Source organism: Pseudomonas sp. B5(2017) (genome assembly GCF_002112825.1).
In the GTDB taxonomy this organism is placed as follows: Bacteria; Pseudomonadota; Gammaproteobacteria; order Pseudomonadales; family Pseudomonadaceae; genus Aquipseudomonas; species Aquipseudomonas putida_Z.
Genome location: NZ_NEIR01000021.1, coordinates 1 through 25,954, shown reverse-complemented (window position 1 = coordinate 25,954; position 25,954 = coordinate 1). Strand labels below are relative to the sequence as shown.

Annotated in this window: 22 protein-coding genes; 11 read left to right on the top strand and 11 right to left on the bottom strand. The window is 65.3% G+C overall.

Annotated elements, in window-relative coordinates; all coding sequences use genetic code 11:
• Positions 1–181 precede the first annotated feature (181 nt).
• From CAG00_RS25430 to CAG00_RS25410, 5 genes are all read left to right on the top strand, one after another.
• Positions 182–1,588: a sensor histidine kinase gene (locus CAG00_RS25430; RefSeq protein ID WP_085616989.1), complete on the top strand. Its 1,407-nt coding sequence runs from the start codon at positions 182–184 to the stop codon at positions 1,586–1,588.
• 6 nt (positions 1,589–1,594) lie between these two features.
• A complete protein-coding gene (locus tag CAG00_RS25425) occupies positions 1,595–2,230 on the top strand; it encodes a response regulator transcription factor (RefSeq protein WP_061305020.1) in 636 nt (211 codons plus the stop codon).
• Between the two features lie 245 nt (positions 2,231–2,475).
• Positions 2,476–2,949: a MarR family winged helix-turn-helix transcriptional regulator gene (locus CAG00_RS25420; RefSeq protein WP_025338875.1), complete on the top strand. Its 474-nt coding sequence runs from the start codon at positions 2,476–2,478 to the stop codon at positions 2,947–2,949.
• 30 nt (positions 2,950–2,979) lie between these two features.
• Positions 2,980–4,173 (top strand): HlyD family efflux transporter periplasmic adaptor subunit, encoded by a 1,194-nt coding sequence (locus CAG00_RS25415; protein WP_025338876.1) that lies wholly within the window; start codon positions 2,980–2,982, stop codon positions 4,171–4,173.
• A complete protein-coding gene (locus tag CAG00_RS25410; protein ID WP_025338877.1) occupies positions 4,170–5,705 on the top strand; it encodes a DHA2 family efflux MFS transporter permease subunit in 1,536 nt (511 codons plus the stop codon). The genes CAG00_RS25415 and CAG00_RS25410 overlap by 4 nt, the downstream gene beginning before the upstream one ends.
• A 47-nt stretch (positions 5,706–5,752) precedes the next feature.
• Here CAG00_RS25410 and CAG00_RS25405 read toward each other — a convergent pair whose 3' ends face one another.
• Positions 5,753–6,703, bottom strand: a complete 951-nt coding sequence (locus tag CAG00_RS25405; RefSeq protein WP_085665624.1) for an RnfABCDGE type electron transport complex subunit D — start codon at positions 6,701–6,703, stop codon at positions 5,753–5,755.
• A complete protein-coding gene (gene rsxC / locus CAG00_RS25400; RefSeq protein ID WP_085665623.1) occupies positions 6,700–8,100 on the bottom strand; it encodes an electron transport complex subunit RsxC in 1,401 nt (466 codons plus the stop codon). Before rsxC ends, CAG00_RS25405 begins: the two co-directional genes overlap by 4 nt.
• 251 nt (positions 8,101–8,351) lie before the next feature.
• Between rsxC and CAG00_RS25395 the strand changes: the two genes are divergently transcribed.
• Positions 8,352–9,368 carry an FAD:protein FMN transferase gene (locus tag CAG00_RS25395; protein ID WP_085665622.1) on the top strand — a complete coding sequence of 339 codons (1,017 nt, stop codon included), beginning with the start codon at positions 8,352–8,354 and terminating at the stop codon, positions 9,366–9,368.
• Between the two features lie 76 nt (positions 9,369–9,444).
• A complete protein-coding gene (locus CAG00_RS25390; protein ID WP_085616981.1) occupies positions 9,445–10,191 on the top strand; it encodes an SDR family oxidoreductase in 747 nt (248 codons plus the stop codon).
• Between the two features lie 9 nt (positions 10,192–10,200).
• On the opposite strand, the gene CAG00_RS25385 is transcribed toward CAG00_RS25390, so the two are convergent.
• From CAG00_RS25385 to CAG00_RS25365, 5 genes are all read right to left on the bottom strand, one after another.
• Positions 10,201–11,895, bottom strand: a complete 1,695-nt coding sequence (locus CAG00_RS25385) for a response regulator (RefSeq protein ID WP_085665621.1) — start codon at positions 11,893–11,895, stop codon at positions 10,201–10,203.
• A gap of 63 nt (positions 11,896–11,958) precedes the next feature.
• Positions 11,959–13,614 carry a PAS domain-containing sensor histidine kinase gene (locus CAG00_RS25380; protein ID WP_085665620.1) on the bottom strand — a complete coding sequence of 552 codons (1,656 nt, stop codon included), beginning with the start codon at positions 13,612–13,614 and terminating at the stop codon, positions 11,959–11,961.
• Positions 13,615–13,671: 57 nt separating this feature from the next.
• Positions 13,672–15,081, bottom strand: coding sequence for a GntR family transcriptional regulator MpaR (gene mapR, locus CAG00_RS25375; protein ID WP_025338884.1), 1,410 nt, complete (start codon positions 15,079–15,081; stop codon positions 13,672–13,674).
• A 50-nt stretch (positions 15,082–15,131) separates the two neighbouring features.
• Positions 15,132–16,535 (bottom strand): cytochrome c oxidase accessory protein CcoG, encoded by a 1,404-nt coding sequence (gene ccoG / locus CAG00_RS25370; RefSeq protein ID WP_085665619.1) that lies wholly within the window; start codon positions 16,533–16,535, stop codon positions 15,132–15,134.
• Between the two features lie 121 nt (positions 16,536–16,656).
• A complete protein-coding gene (locus CAG00_RS25365; protein ID WP_085665618.1) occupies positions 16,657–16,896 on the bottom strand; it encodes a DUF3203 family protein in 240 nt (79 codons plus the stop codon).
• A 251-nt stretch (positions 16,897–17,147) separates the two neighbouring features.
• Between CAG00_RS25365 and CAG00_RS25360 the strand changes: the two genes are divergently transcribed.
• Positions 17,148–17,666, top strand: a complete 519-nt coding sequence (locus CAG00_RS25360; protein ID WP_013972932.1) for an MgtC/SapB family protein — start codon at positions 17,148–17,150, stop codon at positions 17,664–17,666.
• A gap of 532 nt (positions 17,667–18,198) precedes the next feature.
• Here CAG00_RS25360 and CAG00_RS25350 read toward each other — a convergent pair.
• The 3 genes from CAG00_RS25350 to CAG00_RS25335 form a co-directional block, all read right to left on the bottom strand.
• Positions 18,199–19,098 (bottom strand): hydroxymethylglutaryl-CoA lyase, encoded by a 900-nt coding sequence (locus CAG00_RS25350; RefSeq protein ID WP_061551595.1) that lies wholly within the window; start codon positions 19,096–19,098, stop codon positions 18,199–18,201.
• Between the two features lie 19 nt (positions 19,099–19,117).
• Positions 19,118–19,516 (bottom strand): MerR family DNA-binding transcriptional regulator, encoded by a 399-nt coding sequence (locus tag CAG00_RS25345; RefSeq protein ID WP_013972930.1) that lies wholly within the window; start codon positions 19,514–19,516, stop codon positions 19,118–19,120.
• 199 nt (positions 19,517–19,715) lie between these two features.
• Positions 19,716–20,594 carry a helix-turn-helix domain-containing protein gene (locus CAG00_RS25335; protein ID WP_085665616.1) on the bottom strand — a complete coding sequence of 293 codons (879 nt, stop codon included), beginning with the start codon at positions 20,592–20,594 and terminating at the stop codon, positions 19,716–19,718.
• A 172-nt stretch (positions 20,595–20,766) separates the two neighbouring features.
• Here CAG00_RS25335 and pobA point away from each other — a divergent pair, with 172 nt between their 5' ends.
• Complete coding sequence (pobA, locus tag CAG00_RS25330) at positions 20,767–21,954, top strand: 4-hydroxybenzoate 3-monooxygenase (RefSeq protein ID WP_085665615.1); 1,188 nt, start codon at positions 20,767–20,769, stop codon at positions 21,952–21,954.
• A 217-nt stretch (positions 21,955–22,171) separates the two neighbouring features.
• On the opposite strand, the gene CAG00_RS25325 is transcribed toward pobA, so the two are convergent.
• Positions 22,172–22,822, bottom strand: coding sequence for an ankyrin repeat domain-containing protein (locus tag CAG00_RS25325; protein ID WP_085665614.1), 651 nt, complete (start codon positions 22,820–22,822; stop codon positions 22,172–22,174).
• 117 nt (positions 22,823–22,939) lie between these two features.
• On the opposite strand from CAG00_RS25325, the gene ggt reads away from it, so the two are divergent.
• Together ggt and CAG00_RS25315 are read left to right on the top strand one after the other, a co-directional pair.
• Positions 22,940–24,730, top strand: a complete 1,791-nt coding sequence (gene ggt / locus CAG00_RS25320; protein WP_085665613.1) for a gamma-glutamyltransferase — start codon at positions 22,940–22,942, stop codon at positions 24,728–24,730.
• A 70-nt stretch (positions 24,731–24,800) separates the two neighbouring features.
• A complete protein-coding gene (locus CAG00_RS25315) occupies positions 24,801–25,682 on the top strand; it encodes a LysR substrate-binding domain-containing protein (RefSeq protein ID WP_085591441.1) in 882 nt (293 codons plus the stop codon).
• Positions 25,683–25,954 lie beyond the last annotated feature (272 nt).

Below are 25,954 nucleotides of genomic sequence, written 5' to 3'. Positions count from 1 at the left end.
GGGGAGGCAGGCACAATCTGTGCGCTTGACCCCCGGTGGCTGATTGTTAGCTCTGTTCAGGGTGCAGGGAGGCGGACGGTGGGCCGCTCGCCCTTGTCGCAGTTTTACGCGAGTCGCTATGGTATTAGGAATATCGACTATAGCAATATAGTAAAACTACTATAACAACGAGCCGCCTACCGTGGACAACACTGCCTATCCCTTGCTCGCCAAGGACCCGCAACCCAGCCTGATGCTGGCCGGCGACGCCAGGCCGCTGGCACTCAACCCGGCGCTGCAGGCCTGGGTCGATGAGGGCCCGGCACTGGCCAGCTGGCTGCCGGGCAACTGCGCCGCCCTGGTGCGCGCCTGCCTGCGCCAGCGCCGGGCGATCGCCGATGTCGAGGTGCAGGTCGGCGAACGCATCGTGCTGTGGAGCTTCATCCCTGACGACCAGGGCCAGCAGGTGCTGGCGCGTTGCCGCGACGCCAGCGACGAGCGCCATGGCGCACGCGAGGCCAGCCGCGCCCGGCGCCTGTACCGGCTGATCATCGAGAACACCACCGACCTGATCTCCCGGCACAGCCCCGATGGCCGCTTCCTCGATGCCTCGCCGGCGGCATTCCGCCTGCTTGGCCTGTGGCCCGAGCAGCTGCGCGGCATGGCCGTGCATACCCTGCTGCACCCGCGCGAGCGCCGCCAGGTGCTGCGCCAGGCCGCCGCCGCCCTGGATCAGGACGGCTACCACACCATGACCTGCCGGGTGCGCCAGGCTGCAGGCGGCTACCGCTGGTTCGAGATCGCCAGCCGGGCCATCCGCGAAACCTACACCGGCGCGGTGGTGGAGGTGGTCAGCGTGTCCCGCGACATCACCCTGCGCATCGAAGCCCAGGAAAGCCTGGCGCACAGTGCCCGCTTGGCCACCTTGGGCGAGCTGGCTTCGGGCATTGCCCACGAGATCAACCAGCCGTTGGCCGCAGTGGTCAACTATGCCAACGCCAGCCAGCGCTACCTGCAGGGCCTGGAGCGCGACCCGCAGGCCCGCGAGCGGGTGGGGCAGGGCCTGCAGCGCATCAGCGAACAGGCCACCCATGCCGCCGAAGTGATCCGCCGCCTGCGCGCCTTCCTGCGCAAAGGGCCGCGCCGCCTGCAGGCGCTGGACGTGGCCGAGGTGGCCGGCGAAGCCATGCGTCTGTGCGCCTGGGAGGCCGCGCGTGACCAGGTGGTGGTCGAGCTGCGCATGAGTGCGCAGTTGCCCTTGGTGTATGCCGACCGGGTACTGCTGGAGCAGGTGCTGTTGAACCTGCTGCGCAACGCCATCGATGCCAACCGCGAGCAGCATGGCGAGCGGCCGTCACGTATCCTGCTGGGCGCCGCGCGCGATGGCGATGGCGTGCTGGTCGAGGTGGCCGACCAGGGCCCGGGTGTGGCGCCCGAGCGCCTGGATGAAATCTTCACGCCGTTCACCACCAGCAAGGCCGATGGCCTGGGCCTTGGCCTGAGCATGAGCCGCAGCCTGATCGAGGGCTTTGGCGGCAGCCTGTGGGCGCGAGCCGGTGACAATGGCGGTCTGGTACTGTGCTGCCGCCTGGCGGTCAGCAGGGGATAAGGGGAGATGGCGGTGCAGGCGAAAGTGTATGTGGTCGATGACGACCAGGGTATGCGCGACTCGACGGTGTGGCTGCTGCAGTCGGTGGGCTTGCAGGCCTTGCCGTTCGCCGGCGGGCAGGCGTTTCTCGACGCCTGCGTCGACGATGGGCCGGCCTGTGTGCTGCTGGATGTGCGCATGCCTGGGCTGGGCGGGTTGGCGGTGCAGCAGGCGATGCGCGAGCGTGGCCTGGGGTTGCCGGTGATCTTCGTCAGCGGCCATGCCGATGTGCCGATCGTGGTGCGGGCATTCAAGGCCGGCGCCTGCGACTTCATCGAAAAGCCCTACAACGACCAGTTGCTGCTCGACAGCGTACAGGCTGCGCTGGAGAGCGCCGGGCGGGCACGCCAGGACGACCAGGCGCTGGCCCGGGTGCAGGCGCGCATCGACGGCCTGACCCCGCGCGAGCGCGACGTGTTCGTGCCGTTGGCCCAAGGGTTGAGCAACCGCGAGATTGCCGAGCGGCTGGGGGTGAGCGTGAAGACGGTGGACCTGTACCGGGGGCGGGTGATGAAGCGGTTGCAGGCCGATAGCCTGGCGGAGTTGGTGGGCATGGCCATAGCCTGCGGGGCGGTGGAGGCACTGGGCCTGCGAACACCGTAGCAGGCCTTGACGCATGGCCCTGTAGGAGCGGCCTTGTGTCGCGATGGGGCGCGAAGCGGCCCCAGGTTTTGTGCCCCAGCAGAAATTGCCGGGGCCGCTTTGCGGCCCATCGCGACACAAGGCCGCTCCTACAGGGGCAGCGCAAGGGGCAGAAATCATGAAATTTTCCATAGCAACCTAATCAAAGCTTTGACATTCACTGCCTAGGCAGTAATATTTTTACACAATTACCCGAGCAGCCTCCGATGGCCCATTTCTCCCCCGAAAACTTCCAGACCTGCGCCATCGGCATGCTGCTTGGCCGCGCGGCGATCCTCAAGGACCGCATTCTCGACTGGCACCTCGAATCCGAAGGCGTCACCGCCGCGCAGTTCAAGGTGCTGATCATCGTCACCCAGTACCAGGTGGACACCCCGGCCGAGCTGTGCCGCTACCTGGGCCTGGACAGCGGGTCGATGACCCGCATGCTCGACCGCCTCGAGCAGAAGGAGCTGATCGTGCGCAACCGCTGCGCCGACGACCGTCGCCAGGTGCGCCTGGCCCTTACCGCCGATGGCCAGCGCCTGGCTGACCGCCTGCCGGAAATCGGCGCGGCGGCCATGAACGAGTTGTGCGGCGCACTGGCAGCCGAAGAGCTCGAGACCCTGGAAGGCCTGCTGGCCAAGGTCCTGCTCGCTGCCGGCGACCCGTTGACGATCCGCCGCTTCGGCGATCGTTGAACCCTGTCACGAATTTTCCAAGGTATTGTCATGGCCACTCCCGCAGACACCCCGACTCCCTCCGCCGCGCCCGAACCGTCGCGCAAGCGCAAGGCCTGGCTGCTTGGCCTGGTGTTGCTGCTGATCCTTGCCGGCGTCGGTGCCTGGGCCTGGTACAGCCTGGTCGGGCGCTGGCACGAAAGCACCGACGATGCCTACGTCAACGGCAACGTGGTAGAGATCACCCCGCTGGTCACCGGCACCGTCACCAGCATCGGTGCCGATGACGGCGACCTGGTCCACGCCGGCCAGGTATTGCTGCAATTCGACCCGGCCGACAGCCAGGTGGCCTTGCAGTCCGCCGAAGCCAAACTGGCGCGCAGCGTGCGCCAGGTGCGCGGGTTGTACAGCAACGTCGACGCGCTCAAGGCGCAGCTGGAAACCCGCCAGGCCGAGCTGCGCAAGGCCCGGCAGGACTTCAACCGGCGCAAGGTGCTGGCCGACAGCGGTGCGATTGCCGCAGAAGAATTGTCCCATGCCCGCGATGACCTGAGCGTGGCCGAGGCCGCCGTCAACAGTGCGCGCCAGCAGCTCAGCACCAGCAGCGCGCTGGTCGACGATACCGTGGTGTCCTCGCACCCCGAGGTGATGGCCGCCGCCGCCGACCTGCGCCAGGCCTACCTCGACCATGCCCGCACCACCCTGGTGGCACCGGTCACCGGCTACGTCGCCAAGCGTACCGTGCAGCTTGGCCAGCGCCTGCAACCGGGCACCGCGACCATGGCGGTGATCCCGCTGGACCAGGTGTGGATCGACGCCAACTTCAAGGAAACCCAGCTGCGCGACATGCGTATCGGCCAGCCGGTGCAGATCAGCGCCGACCTGTACGGCAGCGAGGTCAGGTACAGCGGCACGGTCGACAGCCTTGGCGCCGGCACCGGCAGCGCCTTCGCCCTGTTGCCGGCGCAGAATGCCACCGGTAACTGGATCAAGATCGTCCAGCGCGTGCCGGTGCGCATCCACCTCAGCCCCGACCAGCTCAAGGACCACCCGCTGCGTATCGGCCTGTCCACCGTGGTCGAGGTCGACCTGCACGACCAGAGCGGCCCGGCCCTGGCCCAGCAGCCACCGCAGCAGGCCAGCTACACCACCCAGGTGTATGACCGCCAGCTGGTCGAAGCCGACAACCTGATCGCCCGGCTGATCCACGAAAACAGCGCAACCGGCAAGACGGCCCAGCGATGAGCAACAACGCTGCTGCCCAGTTCACGCCACCGAGCCTGCTGCTGACCACCATCGGCCTGTCACTGGCGACGTTCATGCAGGTGCTCGACACCACCATCGCCAACGTGGCCTTGCCGACCATTTCCGGCAACCTGGGGGTGAGCTACGAGCAGGGCACCTGGGTCATCACTTCGTTCGCGGTGAGCAACGCCATCGCCTTGCCGCTGACCGGCTGGCTCAGCCGGCGGTTCGGCGAGGTGAAGCTGTTCATCTGGGCCACGCTGCTGTTCGTGCTGGCCTCGTTCCTGTGCGGTATTGCCCAGTCGATGCCGGAACTGGTCGGTTTTCGCGTGTTGCAGGGCGTGGTGGCCGGGCCGTTGTACCCGATGACCCAGACCTTGCTGATCGCCGTCTATCCGCCGGCCAAGCGCGGCATGGCCCTGGCGCTGCTGGCGATGGTAACGGTGGTGGCGCCGATTGCCGGGCCGATTCTCGGGGGCTGGATCACCGACAGCTACAGCTGGCCGTGGATCTTCTTCATCAACGTGCCCATCGGCCTGTTCGCCGCCGCCGTGGTGCGCCAGCAGATGCGCACCCGGCCGGTGGTCACCAGCCGCCAGCCGATGGACTACATCGGCCTGCTGACGCTGGTCATCGGCGTTGGCGCCTTGCAGGTGGTGCTGGACAAAGGCAATGACCTGGACTGGTTCGAGTCGTCGTTCATCATTGTCGGCAGCCTGATCTCGCTGGTGTTCCTGGCGGTGTTCGTGATCTGGGAACTGACCGACCGTCACCCGGTGGTCAACCTGCGCCTGTTCGCGCACCGCAACTTCCGCGTCGGCACCATCGTGCTGGTAGGGGGCTATGCCGGGTTCTTCGGCATCAACCTGATCCTGCCGCAGTGGCTGCAGACGCAGATGGGCTATACCGCTACCTGGGCCGGCCTGGCGGTGGCGCCGATCGGCCTGTTGCCGGTGCTCATGTCGCCGTTCGTGGGCAAGTACGCGCACCGCTTCGACCTGCGTGTGCTGGCCGGGCTGGCGTTCCTGGCGATCGGCAGCAGCTGCTACATGCGTGCCGGGTTCACCAGCGAGGTGGACTTCCAGCATGTGGCGCTGGTGCAGCTGTTCATGGGCATTGGCGTGGCGCTGTTCTTCATGCCGACCTTGAGCATCCTGCTGTCCGACCTGCCACCGCAGCAGATTGCCGATGGCTCGGGCCTGGCGACCTTCCTGCGTACCTTGGGCGGCAGTTTCGCGGCGTCGCTGACCACCTGGATCTGGATTCGCCGGGCGGACCAGCACCATGCCTACCTGAGCGAGCACATCAGCCAGTTCGACCCGGCCACGCGGCATACCCTGGAGCAGCTGGGCGGGGCCAGCCCGCAGAGCTATGCGCAGCTGGAGCAGATACTCAACGGGCAGGCGTACATGATGTCGACGGTGGACTACTTCACCCTGATGACCTGGGTGTTTGCCGGGTTGATCCTGCTGGTGTGGTTCGCCAAACCGCCCTTTACCGCCAAGGCGGGGCCGGCGTCGGCAGGGCATTGAGCCGGGCCAGAACAAGGCCCAGGCTCTTGCCCTTGCCAAATGCCATGTCAGGCACTCGCTGCTGCGTACCAGGGCCGCTGCATGCGCAGCACCAACCGGTCGATTTGCGGCACCAGCAGGTTGCCGGCCAGCACGGCGAAGCAGAGGCCATCGGCGTAAAGCCCGAACTCGCGGATCAGCTCGGTCAGCGTGCCGACGGTCACGCCGAAGAGGATGCGACCGGCCCGGGTATCGGGGCTGGTGACCGGATCGGTGGCGATGAAGAAGGCGGTGAAGAGGTAGCCGCCGAGGCTGAGGTTGTACACGGCTTCCTGCAGGCTGTGGCCGGCGGCCATGCACAGCAATACCGTGCTCGTGAGCATCGCCAGCGGAATCTCGATGCGGATCACCCGCAGCAAAGCCAGCAGCAAACCGCCGGCAATGTAGCCGTACCCCGACAGGTTGTGGGTGACATGGGTGAACTCGTTCTGCGCCAGTTGAGTGGCGCCGGCGAACGCATCGAGATCCAGGCGTGGCGCCAACTGTAGCTGTTGCAGCAGAACCGCCTTGGCGTCGAGGGCTGCGGTCCAGGGGGCATGGTTCGATGGCGCGGGGTACAACTGCTGGTAGAAGCAGATGGCAACCACCCCCAGGCCAACCATCGCAGGGTTGAGGCGGTTGCGTCCAAGGCCTCCACTGGCGTGCTTGCACAGTGCCAGAGCGGCAAAGCTGGCCAGGGCGATCATCCACAACGGCACCATCAGCGGCAATGCCCGAGCCAGTATCAGGCCCAGCACCAGCCAGCTGAGGTCGCTCAAACCCTTGCGTACGTCATGCCCGCGCAGGCGCAGCAGGGCGGCTTCGAAGCCCAGGGCGAACAGCACGCACCAGAAGGCCTGCAACCAGACCACGACACCGAATTGCCAGGCATAGAGGACGGTGCCCGGCAGCAGGCACAGGACGACCAGCAGCATCACCGTGCGCAGTCGTTGCGGGATGGGGTGGCGTATCAGGCTCATGCGCGTACCTCCGTCTTGCTCTGGCGGAAGCGTTCGCGCAGCGGGATATTGCTCGGGCAGATGCTGCTGCAGCTGCCGCATTCGATGCAGGCGTCCAGGCGCAGCTCTTGCAGGCTGGCCTTGTCCAGGCGTTCGGCAGCAGCGTAGAGGTCCAGCGGCCGCAGCGACATCGGGCAGACATCCACGCAGCGCGTGCAGCGAATGCAACTGCTGGCGGGGCGAGCAGCCGGCAGGTAGCGCTCGGCGCCGAATATCAGGCAGCTGCTGGTCTTGCTGACGAAGGCGTTGGCGTCCGGTAGCGGCTGCCCCATCATCGGGCCGCCGACCTGGGTCAGCTGCCCAGTGGAGGACGCGCCAGCAATCGCGCGCAGTTCGCTGACCGGGTAGCCCACCGGCACCCGCACATTGCCCGGGCGCTCGCAGTCACCGGTCAGGGTCAGCACGCGGCTGGTCAGTGGTTCGCCCTGAAAGACGGCCCGGCCCAGTGCGTAGAGGGTTGCGACATTCAGCGCCAGCACGCCGATATCGGCGGGGCGGCTCCCCGGGGCCAGGTTGCGGCCACTGAGGCTCTTGATCATCAACGGCTGCCCACCTGCCGGGTAACGCTCCGGAAGTGGACAAATCTCGACCCGGGTGCGCGCCTGGCGAGCGGCGGCACGTAACGTGGCCATCGCCTCCGGCTTGTTGGTTTCGATGCCGAAACGGGTAGTCGTTATTCCCAGCAGCGCGGCGACATAGTCGGCGGCCTCGATCAACGCTTCGGCATTCTCACGCATGAGGCGGTCATCGCAGGTAAGGAAGGGCTCGCATTCGGCACCGTTGATCAGCAGCAGATCGGGCTGCTGTGCGCCGGCCAGCTTGAGGGCAGTCGGGAAACCCGCACCACCAAGGCCGACTATGCCCATCTGCAATGCGCGCTCGACCAGCGCCTCTGGCGTTTGCGGCAGGCCCGGCGCCGGGCGTTCGAGCCACTCATCCAGGCCATCTGCGTTCAGGATGACGGCCATGACCGGCTCGGCCGAGTCGGCCGCGAAGACGTGATCGATCCGTTCCACGATGCCGGAGGTACTGGCATGCACCCAGGCGGTGGTGTTGTCGCCAATACCGATCACTTCGCCCTTGCGCACATGCTGCCCCGGCTGCACGCAAGGCTGGACAAACCGCCGACCCCGCCCGAGGGGGATCGCCAGCTGGATTTTTCCGATTGCGACGGGGGCAACCGGGGTGGCGTTGGATAGTTCCTTGTATCCCCTGAGCTCGATCCCTCCATGCCAACTACGCTGAGAGGATGAGGCGATGGCCAGCAGACGGCGCCAGAAAGTTTTCTGTTGCGGCTGACGCTGGGCGCGGATGCGGCTCTGCAGGCGTTCGACGCTCTGCAACGAATGGCTAGACATTTACTGTCCTCCAATTTTTGGGCAAAGAACGCCCCTATGCGCTTATGCACATGATGGTTTTGTAACTTCCGGGACGTTAAGCGGAAAGGGAGGGGGGATGATTGATCACCCGCGCAGATCAGAGTGCTCAATGAGGATTTTGTTCGGTTTTTGACCAGGTTTGCTGATGAACGGTAGGCCAATTGCCATCTCGCAATTCTGGTGAAATAACCTGCGCCGCGAACGGGCGGCCAGAGTCGGCGAGGTGTCGAATGATGCGCGCAAGCCTGCTGGTGATGCTGGTGACATTGCTGTATGGCTGCGGCGAAAGGATCGAACGCTTTGGCGGGCCGACCATGGGCAGCACGTATTCGATCCAGTACGTACCCACCGCGCAGGCGCCCGGCGCGCAGCAGGTAAAGGCCGACGTCGAGGTGATTCTCGAGGCGCTCGACAAGCAGTTTTCCAACTGGCGCGGCGATTCCGTGGTTGCCCGCTTCAACGCTCTGCCGGCCGGCGCCTGTCAGGCGGTGCCGGAAGAGATGCAGCATTTGCTGGTGTACGGTGTGTCCCTGTTCCGCGAGAGTGGCGGTGCTTTCGACCTGACGGTCTTGCCATTGATGAACCTCTGGGGCTTCGGCCCGCAGTCACGCGGCAGGCAGGTGCCGGACGCCAGCGCACTGGCACGGGAGCAGGCCCGGGTAGGGCTGCAGCACTTGCACCTGGATGGAGAAAAGCTGTGCAAGGATGTGGCGGCGCAGCTGGATTTCGACAGCATGCTCGCCGGTTATGCAGTGGATCGGGTGGGTGACCGGCTTGCGGCCCTGGGTATCCAGGCCTATCTGGTCGAGATCACCGGTGAACTCAAGGGCGTCGGCCGCAAGCCGGATGGCTCGCCCTGGCGCATCGCCCTCGAGGTACCGAGTGGCGGGGGCGAGCAGCAAGTGGAGCGCGCCATCGCCCTGGATGGCTACGGCGTTGCCACCGCCGGTGATTACCGCAACTATTTCGAGGAAGGTGGCCAGCGCTACTCGCACACCTTCGACCCCCGTGTCGGCAGGCCGGTCAAGCACGCGCTGGCGGCAGTGTCGGTGGTCGACCCTTCGGTGCTGCGTGCCGATGCCCTCGATACATTGTTGATGGTGCTCGGCCCGGAGGAAGGCTATGCCTTCGCCGAGCGGCATGAAATCGCTGCCTATTTCATCATGCACCAGGGGCTGGGTTTCGTTGCGCGGGCGACGCCGCGATTCGAGACGTTGTTTCCCCAGCAGGGCACGCCCAGGCAGTAGCAGCAGGAAAGGTCATTCCCACGCGCAGCCTTTTCCCCTATTGTCGATGCTCCCTTTCCAAACGATTGGCAGATCCATGGAGAAAGTCATCGTCATCACCGGTGCCAGCCGCGGCATCGGCGCCGCCACGGCGCTGCTGGCCGCCCGCCAGGGCTACCGCATCTGCATCAACTACCACGCCGACGACCAGGCCGCCGAGGACATCCTCGGCCAGGTCCGCGCCCTGGGCGCCAAGGCCATCACCGTGCGCGCCGACGCCAGTGTCGAGGATGAAGTCATCCAGCTGTTCCAGCGCGTGGACGAAGAACTCGGCCCGGTTACCGCACTGGTCAACAACGCAGGCACCATCGGCCAGCAAAGCCGGGTCGAGGACATGTCCGAATTCCGCCTGCTCAAGGTCATGAAGACCAACGTCGTCGGCCCCATGCTCTGCGCCAAGCACGCACTGAAGCGCATGGCCCGCAGGTACGGCGGGCAGGGCGGGGCCATCGTCAACGTGTCGTCGGTGGCCGCACGCCTGGGCTCGCCCAACGAATACGTGGACTATGCCGCTTCCAAGGGCGCCCTCGACACCTTCACCATTGGCCTGGCAAAGGAAGTGGCAGGCGAGGGCGTGCGAGTCAATGGTGTGCGGCCAGGCTACATCCATACCGGGTTCCACGCGCTGTCGGGCGACCCCGACCGGGTCAGCAAGCTCGAGCCCGGCTTGCCCATGGGCCGCGGCGGGCGCCCCGAGGAAGTGGCCGAGGCCATCCTCTGGCTGCTCTCGGACAAAGCCTCGTACTCCACCGGCAGCTTCATCGACCTGGGCGGCGGGCGCTGAGCGCGCCGTTCAATCCTCCAGCAGCGTGCGTACCCGTTCGGCCAGCACTTCCAGTTCGAACGGCTTGGTCAGCACCTGAGTGCCTTGCAGCAACTGGCCGTCACTGAGCGCCGCGCTTTCGTCGTAGCCAGTGATGAACAGCACCCTGAGGTCGGGGTGGCGCTCGCGGCAACGTTCAGCCAACTGGCGGCCATTCAGGCCGCCAGGCAGGCCGATATCGCTCAACAGCAGGTCTGGCCGCTCGCCAGCTTGCAGGTGGGCGAGGGCGGCCGGGCCGTTCTCGAATGCATCGACCCGATAGCCCAGTTCTTCCAGCACCTCGCAGACGACCACGCGCAAGGCGGCCTGGTCTTCGACCAGCAGAATACGCTGCGTGGCGCTGCTGCTTTTTTCCAGCAGTGTGCGCGGTGGCCTGGGTGCCGGGGCTTCGGGGTGCTGGTGGTGGCGGGGAAGCAGCAGCTCGATGCGGGTGCCTTCGCCAAGTGTCGACAACACCCGTAGCTGCCCGCCCGACTGGCGCACGAAACCATAGGTCATCGACAAGCCCAGCCCAGTGCCGTGGCCCATCGGCTTGGTGGTGAAAAACGGGTCGACGGCGCGCTCGGCCACCTCCGCCGACATGCCATTGCCGCTGTCGCTGACGCTCAGCCGCACGTATTCGCCAGCTGGCAGTTCCAGTGCACGGGCTTGCTGGTCGTCGAGCTGCAGGTTGTCACCGAGGATATCGATCACGCCGCCAGTGGGCATGGCATCGCGGGCATTGATGCACACGTTGAGCAGGGCGCTTTCCAGTTGCGGCGGGTCGATGAAGGTCGGCCACAGCTGGCAGGGGAATTGGCTGGTCAGGGTGATGGAGGGGCCGATGGTGCGGCGCAGCAGCTCTTCCATGCCGCCCACCAGCGTGGCCACCTGCGTGGAGCAGGGCTGCAGGGTCTGCTGACGGGAGAATGCCAGCAGCCGGTGTACCAGCGAAGAGGCCCGCTGCGCCGAGTCGCTGGACAGCTTCAGCAACGGCTCCAGGGCGTCGAAACGGGATTGTTCCAGGCGTTGGCGCATCAGCTCCTGGGCACTGAGGATGCCGCCCAGCAGGTTGTTGAAGTCGTGGGCGATGCCGCCACTGAGCTGGCCGACCGCTTCCATCTTCTGTGCCTGGCGCAGGGCCTCCTCGGCCTTGGCCTGTTCTGCCAGTGCCGCATTCACCCGTTGTTCCAGCTCCTCGTTCAGGCGCTGCAGGGCCTGCTCTGCCCGTCGGCGTGCGGTGACGTCCTTGAACAGAACCGCCACCTGACGCTTTTCGGCAGGCTCTACGCGGAAGGTGGTCACCGACAACACATGGCCGGTGGCGACCAGTTCCTGCTCGAAATGCAGCGGCTCGCCCGTGCGCAGCACCGCGCCATAACGAGCGACCCAATCGTCGGCCTCATCGGGCACCATCTCGCGCAGTTTCTGCCCGACCACGTTGGGGATGCCGGCGTGCTTGGCATAGGCCGCGTTGGCCAGCACATGCACATAGTCGCTCAGCGGGCCGTGCGGGCCGTCGAAGAACTCGATGATGCAGAAGCCCTCGTCCATGGTGTCGAACAGCGAGCGGTAGAAGTCCTGGTCGTGTTGCTGATGGCTTGCCAGGCGGGCTTCCAGCAGCGCGTTCTGTTGCTGCAGGGCTTCGACTTGTTGGCGCAGTGAAAGCAGGTCGCGGGAGGGCATGCCGACGTCCGACAGTGGATGAAGCCCAGACTTTAGCGTGTTCGGCAACAGGCGAATAGCCAGTCAACGCGGGTGTGGCGCAATGGCCAGCAGCCGCTCGATCCGTTCGCCAAGGGTGCTCAGGTCGAAGGGTTTGTGCAGCAGTTCGGTGCGCCTGTCGGGCCGGGCAAAGTGCACCGTATCGGCAGCGTCGTAGCCGGTAATCAGCAATACCGGGGCATGCTCCACCAGGTTTTGGTAGGCCTCTGCAAGCTGGTAACCATCAACCCGCCCAGGCAGACCGACATCGGTGATCAGCAAGTCCGGTGGTGGCCCTTCCTGCAACGATTCAAGCGCCGGGTGGCCGCCCTCGAAAGCTTGCACCTGGTAGCCCAGCTCCGTCAGCACTTCGACCAGCACCAGGCGCAAGGCCGGTTGGTCCTCCACCAGCATGATCCGGCACCCGCGCGCCTGCAGGGGCGCGGTGGCGGATGTGGCTGGCTCGTCGTTGCAGGTTGCGGGAGCGCTCCGGTCTCGGGGCAGGTACAGGTGAACGCAAGTGCCTTGCCCGGCGACGCTGTCGATCAGCAACTGCCCCCCGGACTGGCGAACAAAGCCATAGACCATGGACAATCCCAGGCCGGTGCCCTGGCCCAGTGGCTTGGTGGTGAAGAAGGGTTCGAGGGCGCGTTGCAGCACCTCACTGGACATGCCCACGCCGGTGTCCTCGACTCGAATGTGCAGGTAGTGGCCCGTCGGCAGGTCCAGGCGCTCGGCCTCGGCCGCTGCGAGATCGGCGTTCTCGCAACCGATGCGCAAGGTGCCGCCCAGCGGCATGGCGTCACGGGCGTTGATACACAGGTTGAGCAGGGCGTTCTCCAACTGTTGCGGGTCGATGCGGATCGACCATTGCTCAGTCAGTGTGCGGTCTTGGAAGTCGATGTGCGGGCCGGTCGAGCTGCGGATCAGGTCATGCATGTCGGCGACCAGGCGCTGCACATCCACCGCTTGTGGCAGCAGCGTCTGCTGGCGCGAAAAGGCCAGCAACCGCTGCACCAGGGCTGAGGCGCGCAGTGCGTTGCTACGGCCGAGCTCGAGCATGCGGGCCGTGTCGGCAAAGCGTTGCTGGCCCAGGCGTTGCTCTGCCAGCTCCAGTGCGCCAAGCAGGCTGCCCAGCAAGTTGTTGAAGTCGTGGGCGATGCCACCGGTCAACTGGCCGACCGCCTCCATTTTCTGCGACTGGCGCAGGGCTTCTTCGGCCTGGCGCAGGCGTTCCTGCTCGGCCACGCGCTCGGTGATGTCATAGGCGAACAGGTACCCGCCCTGGACTTGCTGCTGCGCATCGTGCAACGGGTGGTAGCGAATCTCGTAATGGCGCGGGGCGTCAGGCGGGCCGAGAGTGATGGTGTCGATGAAGGCTTCGCCGGCCAGCACGCGTGGCCACACCGGTGCCAGGCGGCCCATGATGTCAGGCTGGTTGAGCAGGAACTGCGGCACGTAATCGCCGATCTGCGGCACGAAACCACGGTAATGCGCGAAGGTTTCCCGGGCCATGCGGTTGATCGCTATCAGGCGCATGCTGCGGTCGGCAGCAAACACGTTGGCCAGGCTGTTGTCGAGCAATTCGCCCAGCAGCCGGTTGTGGGCCTGTGCAGTGTCGTCGCGCTCGGCCAGGCGAGCTTCCAGTTCTGCGACACGCGCTTGCAGCTGTGCCAGGGACGGGAGCGAATCTGCTTGCATGGCGAGGGCCCGGTGAGCGGATCGGGCAACTATAGTCGCCCACCGGGGCACCAGCCATCAGAACGAGCGGATGATTCGCCCCAGGGTTTCCATGGCCCGTTCGGCATCCTCGTGCCAGGGGCTGCCGTAGTTCAGGCGGATGCAGTTGCCGAAGCGCCGGGTGGGCGAGAAGATCGGCCCGGGGGCGATGCTGATGCCTTGGGCCAAGGCCATGTGGAACAGCTTGAGAGCGTCCATCTGTTCGGGCAGCTCCAGCCACAGGAAGTAGCCGCCGGACGGTTGGCTGACCCGCGTCTGCGCCGGAAAGTGCCGGGCGATGGCCGCCAGCATGTTGGCCTGCTGGCCTTCCAGGGCATAGCGCAGTTTGCGCAGGTGGCGGTCGTAGCCGCCGTGCTGCAGGTAGTCGGCGATGGCCGCCTGGGCCGGCATCGAGGCACACAGCGAGGTCATCAGCTTGAGCCGTTCGATCTTCTGCGCAAAGCGCCCGGCTGCCACCCAGCCGATGCGGTAGCCGGGTGCCAGGCTCTTGGCGAACGAGCCGCAGTGCATCACCAGGCCCTGGGTGTCGAAGGCCTTGGCCGGTTTGGGTGCCTGTTGCGAGTAGTACAGTTCGGCGTACACGTCGTCTTCGATCAATGGCACCTGATGACGCGCCAGCAGCTCCACCAGTGCCTGCTTTTTCGCCTCCGGCATGCTGGCGCCCACCGGGTTCTGGAAGTTGGTCATGCACCACACGGCCTTGACCGGGTGCTTCTCCAGCGTTTGCGCCAGCACGCCCAGGTCCATGCCTTCGCGCGGGTGCACAGGGATTTCCACGGCCTTGAGCTTGAGCCGCTCCAGTACCTGCAGGCAGGCATAGAAGGCGGGCGCTTCGATGGCCACCAGGTCACCGGGCTGGGTGACGGCCTGCAGGCACAGGTTCAGGGCTTCCAGCGCGCCGTTGGTGATCAGCAGCTCCTCCATCGGCAACATCAGCCCGCCAACCATGTAGCGCAGGGCAATCTGCCGGCGCAGTTGCGGGTTGCCGGGTGACAGGTCGGTCACCACCATGCGCGGGTCCATGCTGCGGCTGGCGCTGGCCAGCGAGCGCGACAGGCGTTGCAGCGGAAACAGCTCGGGGCTGGGGAAGGCCGAGCCGAACGGCACGGTGTTGGGGTCCTTGATCGAGTCGAGGATCGAGAACACCAGCGCGCTGACGTCGACGTCGGTGGACTCGCTGACCGGCTGCAATGCCTGCGGCTCGCTGAACTGGCGCGGGGCGTGAGCGTTGACGAAGTAGCCCGAGCGCGGCCGGGCGCGGATCAGCCCGCGCCGCTCCAGCAGGTAGTAGGCCTGGAACACGGTGGACGGGCTGACCCCGTGGGTCTGGCTGGCATAGCGCACCGAGGGCACGCGCTGGCCGGGGCCCAGCACCCCGGAGCGGATCAGTTCGGCGATGTCGTCGGCAAAGCGTTCGTAGCGTTTCATTCTGGCCTTCTGTCGAAGCCTGGCAGGCAAGGTGGAGTCAGTGTAAGGGATCAACGGTTCAGCGGCGCGACGAAGCGGCTGTGGGCCACGCTGCGGATGGCGGGGTCGTCGCGCTCGCTGATCTCGAAGCTCAGTGTCTGCGAGCTGCTGGCCGGGCGCTCGGCGAGCATCGCCACCGACACCGGCAGTTCACTCATTTCACCGGCCGGGATCATGAATGAGGTCTTGCCCTGCAGGCTGAAGCCGTCGGCGTCCAGCAGGCGCAGCTGGTAGTGCCGGGTGCTTTCGGTCTTGTTGATGACTTTGAGCAGGTAGATGTTCTCGATCTGGCCCTGGGCATTCTCGCGGAACAGGCCGCGGTCCTTGATCACATCCAGCGACACCATCGGGCGCAGCTGCAAGGCCACCACCAGCGCCGCGATCATCACCCCCAGCGCGGCGGCGTAGCCCAGCAGGCGCGGGCGCAGCCAATGGGTGGTGCCACCTTGCAGGCTGTGTTCGGACTTGTAGCCGATCAGGCCACGTGCATAGCCCATCTTGTCCATTACCCCGTCACAGGCATCGATGCACGCCGCGCAGCCGATGCACGCCATTTGCAGGCCATCGCGGATATCGATGCCGGTGGGGCACACCTGTACGCACAAGGTGCAGTCGATGCAGTCGCCCAGGCCCTGGGCGCGGAGGTCGCTGCCTTTCTTGCGCGGGCCACGGGCTTCGCCGCGCCGCGGGTCATAGGCGACCGCCAGGGTGTCCTTGTCGAACATCACGCTCTGGAAGCGTGCATAGGGGCACATGTGCAGGCACACCGCTTCGCGCAGCAGGCCGGCATTGATGTAGGTGGCGGCGGTGAAGAACAGCACCCAGAACAGCGCCACGCCGCCCAGTTGCAAGGTGAACAGCTCCGCGGCCAGTGGGCGGATCGGGGTGAAGTAGCCGACGAAGGTCAGCCCGGTGAGCACACCAATGGCCAGCCACAGGCTGTGCTTCAGCGTGCGCCGGGCCAGTTTGTTCAGGCTCCAGGGCGCGGAAGCCAGCTTGATGCGCTGGTTGCGGTCGCCCTCGGTGACCTTTTCGCACCACATGAACAGCCAGGTCCAGGTGCTTTGCGGGCAGCTGTAGCCGCACCATACGCGGCCGGCATACACGGTGATGGCGAACAGGCCGAAGGCGCAGATGATCAGCAGCGCCGACAGCAGGATGAAGTCCTGCGGCCAGAAGGTGGCGCCGAAGATGTGGAATTTGCTGTTGCCCAGGTCCCACAGCACGGCCTGGCGGCCATTCCAGTTCAGCCAGGCGGTGCCGAAGAACAGCACGAACAGGGCGCCGGCGAAGCCGATGCGCAGGTTGCGGTACAGCCCGGTGAAGCTGCGGGTATGGATGCCATTGTCGGCGCGGCGCGGCTGGGGGCTGGCTGGGGCGGTGGCGATCTCTGTGAAAGGGATTCTATCGTTCATGGCTCGGTGCTCATCAGGCCTCGATCAGGCATGAGCACTATGGCCCTGAGGCTGTTATCAGCACAGGCTCAGATTTTGCGATAAAAACCGTATCAGATTTCCGGGCAAGCCCCGCCAGGCCTCAGATTACCGAGCCTGGCGTGCTTGCCTTCAGATGCCTGCGGCTATCCACCGCACCCGCCACGGTCAGTGCATCGGCCTCGGCTTCGGTGATGGGCACACGCTGGCCGGCGAGCAGGGCCACGGACATTCGCAGCTGTTCGTCGGTGACGATTTCGATGGACGGGCCATCACCCTCGAGGCGCAGGTCTTCGCCCAGCAGGGTGCAGCGGCGGGTGGTTTCATCGATTTCAACGGGCATGGGGCGGTCCTCCTGGGGGTGGTTACAGGGTGGACCGTGCTGAGGAGAAGGTTGCTGCATCAGCAGGCTGAACGGCACTTTGTCATTTGTTCGGGGGTCAACCCTTGCAGATGGCAGGCCTGGCCTCTTCGCGGGTAAACCCGCTCCCACAGGGTTTGCACAGGTTTCAATGCAATGCAGTACCTGTGGGAGCGGGTTTACCCGCGAAGAGGCCGGGCCTGGCAATGCAATACTCAGGCAGGGGAAAAGCAATGGACCTCATCTGGCAAGCAATCCAGGCCGAATTCGCCGATATCACCGACGAGCGCGAGGTCACGCAAATCCTCGTACGCCTGCTGATGGCAGCCCTGCTCGGCGCCGTGCTGGGCTTCGAGCGCGAGCACAAGGGCAAGGCCGCCGGGGTGCGCACGCATATGCTGGTTTCGCTTGGCGCTGCGCTGTTCGTGCTGGCACCGAGCATGGCCGGGGCCGATGAGCAGGCGCTGAGCCGGGTGATCCAGGGCATTGTCGCCGGTATCGGTTTTCTGGGTGCGGGCACCATTCTCAAGGGTAACGGCCAGGACGCCAGCCATGTGAAGGGCCTGACCACTGCCGCCGGGCTGTGGATGACCGCCGCCATCGGTACGGCAGCCGGCATGGGCCGTGAAGCCACGGCGTTGATCAGCACGATACTGGCCCTGCTGGTGCTGGGCACGATGCCGTTGCTGGTGGACAAGCTCGAAGGGCAGGATGAGGGAAAGCAGGAGGAGGAAGAGGGCAGGAAGCACTGAGGGGAGCCGAAGCTCCCCTCAAAGCGTTGTTGCCTGCTCTTTTTTTATTATTGGGACCGGCCTGTTGTTGTTTTTGTCAGCCTGTCCTGGTGTTGCGGGCGACCCCCATGCGGGGTCAAGAGCAAACGTATTTTTTTGAGCGCTGACCTGCCTTCATCATTGCTGATCCGAACCTGGCTGCCGCTACCTGGAGGTAGTTTTATTGTTCTGTGCCAGACCGCGGGGCGTACCCCTGAAAAGCGTGTCGACTCCAAAAAAATCTGCTTGCTACGCCTCTGCCGTGTTGTTCTTGTTATGTCAGAGCCGTTACCTGTTGTTTTTATTGGGTGTCACATTCTTTTTGTTGTTGTGCCAGAGATATAGCAGGGTGCGTGCCAACTTTTGCAAACCCTTTAAAATCAAGCACTTGGCGATTTCAGTCGAAATCGAACGGCCTGAAATTCTGCCGATTTGTTTCCCTGTTACCCGATTTTTTGCTGCAAAACGTGGGGGCGGTAACACTTCACCCACACCAATGTGACACCCGTATGACTTATTGCGCGCTGCGCGCCCGCGCTACCCGCGACCCGTTGTCGCGGCCCAGCACGCTGCTGATGCGGCGGCCGGCGGCGATCAGCAGGTCCAGGTCGATGCCGGTTTCAATGCCCAGCCCCTGCAGCAGGTACACCACGTCTTCACTGGCGATATTGCCGGTAGCGCCTTTGGCATAGGGGCAGCCGCCCAGCCCGGCCACCGAGCTGTCGAACACGCTGATGCCTTCGAGCAGGCTGGCATACACGTTGGCCAGGGCCTGGCCATAGGTATCGTGGAAGTGCCCGGCCAGTTGCTCGCGCGGTACCTGTGCCGCGACCACCTCGAACAGGCGCCGGGTTTCGCCGGCGGTGCCGGTGCCGATGGTGTCACCCAGCGATACCTCGTAGCAGCCCATGTCGTGCAGGGCACGGGCCACCGGGGCGACCTGCTCGGCGCTGACCTTGCCTTCATAGGGGCAGCCGAGCACGCACGACACATAGCCGCGCACGCGCACACCGTGGTTGCGCGCGGCTTCCATGATCGGCTCGAAGCGCTTGAGGCTGTCGCTGATCGAGCAGTTGATGTTGCGTTGCGAGAAGGCTTCGGAGGCGGCCGCGAACACCGCCACTTCCTTCACGCCGGCGGCCAGGGCGTCCTCGAAACCGCGCAGGTTGGGGGCCAGCGCCGCATAGGTGACACCCGGGCGCTGCTGGATGCCGGCGAACACTTCGGCGGAGCCGGCCATCTGTGGTACCCACTTGGGCGAGACGAAACTGCCCACTTCGATATAGGCCAGGCCCGCTTCGGTGAGGTCGTCCACCAGGCGCACCTTGTCGGCGACGCTGATGGGCTGGGCTTCGTTCTGCAGGCCGTCGCGGGGGCCTACTTCGACCAGGCGGACGTGTTTGGGCAAGGACATGGCGGGTTTCCTGTGGCGTTCAGCGGTTGTCTTTGTTGTTCAGGGTGGCGGCCAGGGCTTGTTCGCAGCGCTCCTGGGCGGTGTCCAGCTCCAGCTGCATCTGGTGGATGTCGAGCATCTGCTGTTCCAGCTGGGCGCGGCGCTCGGCGATTTTCGCCAGCATGCTGTTGAGCTGCTTGAGGTTGCCGCTGGAGGGATCGTACAGCTCGATCAGCTCGCGGCATTCGGCCAGCGAAAAGCCGATGCGCTTGCCGCGCAGGATGAGCTTCAGGCTGACCTTGTCACGCGCCGAATAGATACGCTCCAGGCCACGGCGCTCGGGGCTCAGCAGGCCCTGTTCCTCATAGAAACGGATGGCGCGGGTGGTGATGTCCAGCTCGCGGGACAGGTCGGAGATGCTGTAGGTCTGGGTGCTCATGCTGGGGCTCGGCGTGGGGTATGCGGGTATCCTGAGGGCAGGTTGACGTATACGTCAAGCAGGGGCATGGGATGTGTGTTGCCTGTGCCGGCCTCTTCGCGGGTAAACCCGCTCCCACAGGAAGTGCACAGGCCTTGAGGGCACCGCCGTCCCTGTGGGAGCGGGTTCACCCGCGAAGAGGGCAGCACAGGCGAAAAAGTTACTCAGACAACCCCGACCTGCGATACCCATTCGGCGTCTGCCCACTCAACCGCTTGAACCACCGGGCAAAATAGGTGGGGTCGGTAAACCCCAGGCTATCCGACAACTGCCCGATGCTCATCCGCGTATAGATCAGGTTGCGCCGCGCCTCCAGCAGCAACCGCTGGTGCACCACCTGCAGCGCGGTCTGCCCACTCAGCGCCCGGCACAGCTGGTTCAGTTGCAAACTCGGAATATTCAGCCGCGCGGCAAAGTCCTCCACCGACAGGTGCTCACGGTAATGCGCCTCGACCAGGCGCAGGTACTGCCCCAGCAACTGGCGGTCGCGTTCATCGCGGTTGCGAGGCGGCTGCCTCAACTGCTGGCGACGGCTGATCCACACCATCAGCGCCGTCACCAGCGCCTCGAGCAGTGCCGCCCGCGCCGGGGCGTTGCCCTGGTACTCCTGCTGCAGGGTCTCGATCAGGCTGCGCAAGCGCACCCGGTCCCGGCCCAGCGGGTAGCACGCCGCCTTCGCCAGCACCGCCAGCGGCGCGCCCAGGCGCTGCTCCAGGTTGGCCACCAGTGCCGTGCCGAAGGTCAGCACATGCCCCTGGATATCGGCGCTGAAGCGAAAGCCATGCACGGTCATCGGCGGCACCACCTGGATCGCCGCTTCGCTGATGGCGCTGCGCACCCCCTCTACCTCCACCTCGGCCCGGCCGCGTTGCACATACAGCAACTGGAACAGCTCGGCATGCTGGTGCGGCTTGATTTCCCAGTGGTGCAAACGGCTACGCGCCGGGATCGACTCGCAGTGCAGCAGGTCGGTGCCGGGCCAGGGCTGGTTTTCGCCATACAGCTTGAACAAGGGGACGCCGGGGAGGGTGGATTTCATGCGTGCAGGCCTGTCCGTTAATCGAACGTTTTTTGTAAAAGTGCAGGTTATGCATGGAATAGCACACTTCAATGGCTGTTTTTGCCATTAAAAATGCAAGGGCAAACCCTAACAGCAGATGCCGCCCCACTGCCAGTCCAGGGCCGGCATCGTCCGCACAGAGACAACAACAATGAAAACTCAGGTCGCAATTATTGGTGCAGGTCCGTCTGGCCTGCTGCTGGGCCAACTGCTGCACAAGGCCGGTATCGATACGGTCATCGTCGAACGCCAGACGCCCGAATACGTGCTTGGCCGCATCCGTGCCGGGGTGCTGGAGCAAGGCACGGTCGACCTGCTGCGTGAAGCCGGTGTGGCCGAGCGCATGGACCGTGAAGGCCTGGTACACGAGGGTGTCGAACTGCTGGTCGGCGGGCGCCGCCAACGCCTGGACCTCAAGGCCCTGACCGGTGGCAAGACGGTGATGGTATACGGCCAGACCGAAGTCACCCGTGACCTGATGCAGGCACGTGAAGCCAGCGGCGCGCCGATCATCTATTCGGCAAGCAATGTCCAGCCGCACGAACTCAAGGGCGAACGGCCCTGCCTGACCTATGAAAAAGACGGCCAGGTGCACCGGGTGGACTGCGACTACATTGCCGGCTGTGACGGCTTCCACGGTGTCTCGCGGCAGAGCATCCCCGAGGGCATCCTCAAGCAGTACGAGCGGGTCTACCCGTTTGGCTGGCTGGGCATGCTGTCAGACACGCCACCGGTCAACCACGAACTGATCTACGCCCACCACGAACGCGGTTTCGTGCTGTGCAGCCAGCGTTCGCACACCCGTAGCCGCTACTACCTGCAGGTACCGCTGGAAGAGCAGGTGGAGGCGTGGTCCGACGAGCGCTTCTGGGGGGAACTGAAGGCACGCTTGCCCGAAGACGTGGCTGCGCGCCTGGTCACCGGCCCGGCGCTGGAGAAGAGCATCGCGCCGCTGCGCAGCCTGGTGGTCGAGCCGATGCAGTATGGCCAGCTGTTCCTGGTCGGGGATGCTGCGCATATCGTCCCGCCGACCGGCGCCAAGGGCCTGAACCTGGCGGCATCGGACGTCAACTACCTGTACCGCATCCTGGTCAAGGTGTACCGCGAAGGGCGCACCGACCTGCTGCAGCAGTATTCGCCGCTGGCCTTGCGCCGGGTGTGGAAAGGCGAGCGTTTCAGCTGGTTCATGACCCAGCTGCTGCATGACTTCGGCAGCCACAAGGACGCCTGGGACCAGAAGATGCAGGAGGCCGACCGCGAGTACTTCCTGACCTCGCCGGCGGGGTTGGTGAACATTGCCGAGAACTATGTAGGGCTGCCGTTCGAAGAAGTGGCCTGACCTGTAGGAGCGGCCTTGTGTCGCGAAAGGGGCGCGAAGCGCCCCCAGGGTCTTCGCATTCCTGCAAAATTGCTGGGGCCGCTTTGCGGCCCAATCGCGACACAAGGCCGCTCCCACAGGTACAGCAGCGCCTGTGAGGCAAACGATTACATGTGGGAGCGGCCTTGCGTCGCGATTGGGCTGCAAAGCAGCCCCGGCATTCGAAAGCCAGCATTGCCTAGCGGGCCAGTAACGCCTCCATTTCCCGATACCCCCGCTGCCGCGCATGCTCCAGCGCGGTCACCCCATCCTTGTCGGCAATCTGCCTATCTGCCCCGGCCACCAGCAGCCGGCGCACGATCTCCACATGCCGTGGCCCGCCGTCACCGAGGATCACCGCCTCCAGCAGCGCAGTCCAGTGCAGGCGGTTGAGATGGTTCACGTCCACCCCGGCATCGATCAGCAACTGCACGGTCTCGACATGCCCGCGTTCGGCGGCGGGTATCAGAGCAGTGCCTCCATACCGGTTGGTGCTCTTGAGGTCGGCACCGTGGCTCAAGGTCAGCCGCAGGATGTCGTTCAGGCCACGTGCCCCGGCATACAGGTACGGGCTGTCGTCGATGTTGTCCTTGGCATTCACATCGGCACCGGCCTCGATCAGCGCTTTCGCGGCCGCAACCTGGTTGCCATGGGTGGCCACCAGCAGGGCAGTGCGCCCTTGCTCGTCACGGCTCTCCAGCTGCGCACCTTGTGCCAGCAGTTGTTGCAGGGTGCGCACATCATCGTGACGGGCAGCATTGTGCAGGCGGTTGTCCATGGCAGTGCTCTCGGCGTGGGCGGCAAGGCTGGTGCACAGGGCGAACAGCATCGCAGCAAGTAGTGAACGCATGGGGCAGGCTCCTCGATGACCTGCCCGCATCCTAGAAAAAACACGCCAGGGCTTGAAGTTAAGTTTGCGCATGACAGACAGTGCCTTGCTGAATAGGTAATGGCGGGAAGCACAACGATGACATTCTCCACCCCCCTGATGGGCGCCTTGTGCCTGGTAGCTGCCAGTGGCTGGGCCTGTGCCGACCAGGTGCTGCCCGCACCACCGGAACTGGCCTCCGGCTACCGCACCGGCCTGCAGCCGGTGCATGCCAGCCGGCACATGGCTGCAGCTGCCAACCCGCTGGCCAGCGAGGCGGGGCGGGCGATGCTGCGTGCCGGTGGCAGCGCCATCGACGCGGCCATCGCCATGCAGATGGTGCTGACCCTGGTCGAACCGCAATCAAGCGGCATTGGCGGTGGGGGGTTCATCCTCTACTGGGATGGGCAGCGCGTACAGGCGTTCGATGGCCGCGAGGCAGCCCCGGCGGCGGTGACGGAAAACCTGTTCCTGCAAGCCGATGGTTCACCGATGCCATTCAGGGCGGCGCAGATCGGCGGGCGTTCGGTGGGCGTACCGGGGGTTCTGCGTGCCCTGAAGCTGGCCCATGAGCAGCACGGCAAGCTGCCCTGGCGCGACCTGTTCGCCCCGGCCATTGCGCTGGCACGTAACGGTTTTACGGTTTCCGAGCGCCTTCACACGCTGGTGGCGGGCGACCCGTTCATTGCCCGATCACCCGCCATGGCCCGCTACTTCCTGGATGAACAGGGCAAGCCACTGGCGGTGGGGGCTACCTTGCGCAACCCCGAGCTTGCGCAAACCTTCGAGCAGATTGCCGCGCACGGCCCCGAAGTGTTCTACAGCGGCGAGATCGCCGAAGCCATCGTCGCCAAGGTGCGCAGCCATGCCAATGCCGGCTACCTGTCGTTGCAGGATATGCAGCATTACCGGGCCAAGATGCGCGAGCCGCTGTGCGGCCCCTACAAGGCCTGGCGCATCTGTGGCATGCCGCCGCCGTCGTCGGGCGGGGTGACGGTGCTGCAGACCCTGGGCATCTTGGAGGCACTGCAACGGGCTTCGCCAAAGCGCGACCTTGCCGCCATGCGGCCGCTGCGCACTTCGTCGGTTGCCGGGTTGGAAGCCCCGCCGCTGGCCGTGCACCTGGTTGCCGAGGCCGAGCGCCTGGCCTATGCCGACCGCGCCCAGTACCTGGCCGACAGCGATTACGTGCCGGTGCCGCTCAAGGCCCTGACCGACTCCGCATACCTGGCCAGCCGCGCTGCGCAGGTCGGCGAGTACAGCATGAAACGCGCCCGCCCGGGCCAGCCGCAGGGGGCCGATCTGGCCCTGGCGCCAGACCGCTCGCCGCTGCGCATATCCACCTCGCACCTCAGCGCGGTGGACGACCGCGGCCAGGCCCTGGCCATGACCACTTCGGTGGAAGCGGCGTTCGGCTCGCACCTGATGGTCAAGGGCTTTTTGCTCAACAACCACCTGACCGACTTCTCGTTCATCCCCCGGGAACAAGGCAAGCCTGTGGCCAACCGGGTGCAACCGGGCAAACGGCCGCTGTCGGCCATGGCGCCGACCCTGGTGTTCTCGCAAGCTTCCGGCGAGCTGGTGGCCAGCCTGGGTTCGCCCGGTGGCTCGCAGATCATCGGCTACGTGAACAAGGCGCTGATCGGCCTGCTGGATTGGCAGCTCGACCCGCAGCAGGCCGCCGGCCTGCCCAACTTCGGCAGCCGCAATGCCGGCACCGAAGTAGAGGCGGGGTTGGCCAGCCCGGCACTGATCCGCCAGTTGGCAGCCTGGGGGCATGAGGTGACGCCGATGACCATGACCAGTGGCATGCAGATCATCCAGCGCAGTGGCGAGGGTTGGTCGGGCGGTGCCGACCCGCGGCGCGAAGGCGTGGCAGTCGGCGACTAGCGGTGCGCGTTGCGGTGCAGCAGGTGGCGTGGTAGAAGTCAGTCTTGCCATTCAGAAGTTGAATATCAAGATGTCCATCAGCGTGAAATCGAATAGGGCCCTGTTCGACCTCGACCTGTTGCGTGCCATTGTCGTGGTGGCCGATTGCGGCAGCTTCACCACGGCTGCTGCGCGGCTGCACTCCACCCAATCGACCATCAGCCAGAAGGTGCGCCGCCTGGAGGATATGGTTGGCCACCGTCTGCTGGTGCGTGGCAATCGCGACGTGCTGCCGACCGACGCCGGGCAGACCCTGCTCGGCTATGCCCGGCACATGCTGGCCCTCAACGACCAGATGCTCGAAGCCTTGGCCGGGGCGATGGTTGGCATGACCGTGCGCCTTGGCGTGCCCGAGGACTTCGTGGGCGGGCGTACCACCAATGCATTGTCGGCGTTCAGCCGGCTGCACCCGCAGGTGAAGCTGGAAGTGACCAGCGGCCTGTGCCGCGACCTCAGCCAGGCCTACGACAACGGTGAGCTCGACCTGGTGTTGCTCAAGCAGCGGCGCAACAGCCGCGAAGGCGTGGCCTGCTGGCCCGAACGCCTGCAGTGGATCGACAGCGCGCGCACGCCCGCCTTCGAGCTGGACCCGATCCCGCTGGTGACCTTCCCGCCCCGTGGCCTGTACCGCGACGACATGATCACCGCCATCGAAGGCATGGGCCGGCGTTGGCGCATCAGCTTCACCAGCTCCAGCCTCAGCGGTATCCAGGCAGCGGTCGCCGATGGCATGGGTATCAGCCTGCTGCCGCCACGGGCGGCCACTGGTGAGCACCGGGTGCTGGGGGCAGGGCAAGGGTTGCCGGAAGTCGACAGCTACGAAATCGTCATCGTCCACCGGCCGACGGCGGATGTGATGGTCAAGGCGTTGGCCGAGGTGATGACGCAATTGCTTGCGGGTGGCGGGATCTGACGATCTGTACGGCGATGCAGGATTTTACAATCTGACGCGATCCCTTGTAGGAGCGGCCTTGCGTCGCGAAAGGGCTGCGCAGCAGCCCCAGGTTTCAGCGTCGCTGCAGAGATTGCCGGGGCCGCTTTGCGGCCCTTTCGCGACACAAGGCCGCTCCCACAAGAACCTCGTCCACCGGCCGACGGTGGATGCTGGCAGGTGGCGGGATCTGACGATCTGTGCGGCGATGCAGGATTTGGCAATCTGACGCGGTCCCTGTAGGAGCGGCCTTG

Excerpts from the sequence above, each read along its gene's own strand:
- CAG00_RS25350 (WP_061551595.1), bottom strand. The coding sequence starts at position 19,098 with ATGTCCTTGCCCAAACACGTCCGCCTGGTCGAAGTAGGCCCCCGCGAC.
- CAG00_RS25410 (WP_025338877.1), top strand. The coding sequence starts at position 4,170 with ATGAGCAACAACGCTGCTGCCCAGTTCACGCCACCGAGCCTGCTGCTG.
- CAG00_RS25360 (WP_013972932.1), top strand. The coding sequence starts at position 17,148 with ATGGACCTCATCTGGCAAGCAATCCAGGCCGAATTCGCCGATATCACC.
- CAG00_RS25315 (WP_085591441.1), top strand. The coding sequence starts at position 24,801 with ATGTCCATCAGCGTGAAATCGAATAGGGCCCTGTTCGACCTCGACCTG.
- ccoG (WP_085665619.1), bottom strand. The coding sequence starts at position 16,535 with ATGAACGATAGAATCCCTTTCACAGAGATCGCCACCGCCCCAGCCAGC.
- CAG00_RS25405 (WP_085665624.1), bottom strand. The coding sequence starts at position 6,703 with ATGAGCCTGATACGCCACCCCATCCCGCAACGACTGCGCACGGTGATG.
- CAG00_RS25385 (WP_085665621.1), bottom strand. The coding sequence starts at position 11,895 with ATGCCCTCCCGCGACCTGCTTTCACTGCGCCAACAAGTCGAAGCCCTG.
- CAG00_RS25345 (WP_013972930.1), bottom strand. The coding sequence starts at position 19,516 with ATGAGCACCCAGACCTACAGCATCTCCGACCTGTCCCGCGAGCTGGAC.
- CAG00_RS25365 (WP_085665618.1), bottom strand. The coding sequence starts at position 16,896 with ATGCCCGTTGAAATCGATGAAACCACCCGCCGCTGCACCCTGCTGGGC.
- CAG00_RS25390 (WP_085616981.1), top strand. The coding sequence starts at position 9,445 with ATGGAGAAAGTCATCGTCATCACCGGTGCCAGCCGCGGCATCGGCGCC.
- ggt (WP_085665613.1), top strand. The coding sequence starts at position 22,940 with ATGACATTCTCCACCCCCCTGATGGGCGCCTTGTGCCTGGTAGCTGCC.
- mapR (WP_025338884.1), bottom strand. The coding sequence starts at position 15,081 with ATGAAACGCTACGAACGCTTTGCCGACGACATCGCCGAACTGATCCGC.
- CAG00_RS25335 (WP_085665616.1), bottom strand. The coding sequence starts at position 20,594 with ATGAAATCCACCCTCCCCGGCGTCCCCTTGTTCAAGCTGTATGGCGAA.
- CAG00_RS25415 (WP_025338876.1), top strand. The coding sequence starts at position 2,980 with ATGGCCACTCCCGCAGACACCCCGACTCCCTCCGCCGCGCCCGAACCG.
- CAG00_RS25420 (WP_025338875.1), top strand. The coding sequence starts at position 2,476 with ATGGCCCATTTCTCCCCCGAAAACTTCCAGACCTGCGCCATCGGCATG.
- rsxC (WP_085665623.1), bottom strand. The coding sequence starts at position 8,100 with ATGTCTAGCCATTCGTTGCAGAGCGTCGAACGCCTGCAGAGCCGCATC.
- CAG00_RS25425 (WP_061305020.1), top strand. The coding sequence starts at position 1,595 with ATGGCGGTGCAGGCGAAAGTGTATGTGGTCGATGACGACCAGGGTATG.
- CAG00_RS25395 (WP_085665622.1), top strand. The coding sequence starts at position 8,352 with ATGATGCGCGCAAGCCTGCTGGTGATGCTGGTGACATTGCTGTATGGC.
- CAG00_RS25325 (WP_085665614.1), bottom strand. The coding sequence starts at position 22,822 with ATGCGTTCACTACTTGCTGCGATGCTGTTCGCCCTGTGCACCAGCCTT.
- CAG00_RS25380 (WP_085665620.1), bottom strand. The coding sequence starts at position 13,614 with ATGCAAGCAGATTCGCTCCCGTCCCTGGCACAGCTGCAAGCGCGTGTC.
- pobA (WP_085665615.1), top strand. The coding sequence starts at position 20,767 with ATGAAAACTCAGGTCGCAATTATTGGTGCAGGTCCGTCTGGCCTGCTG.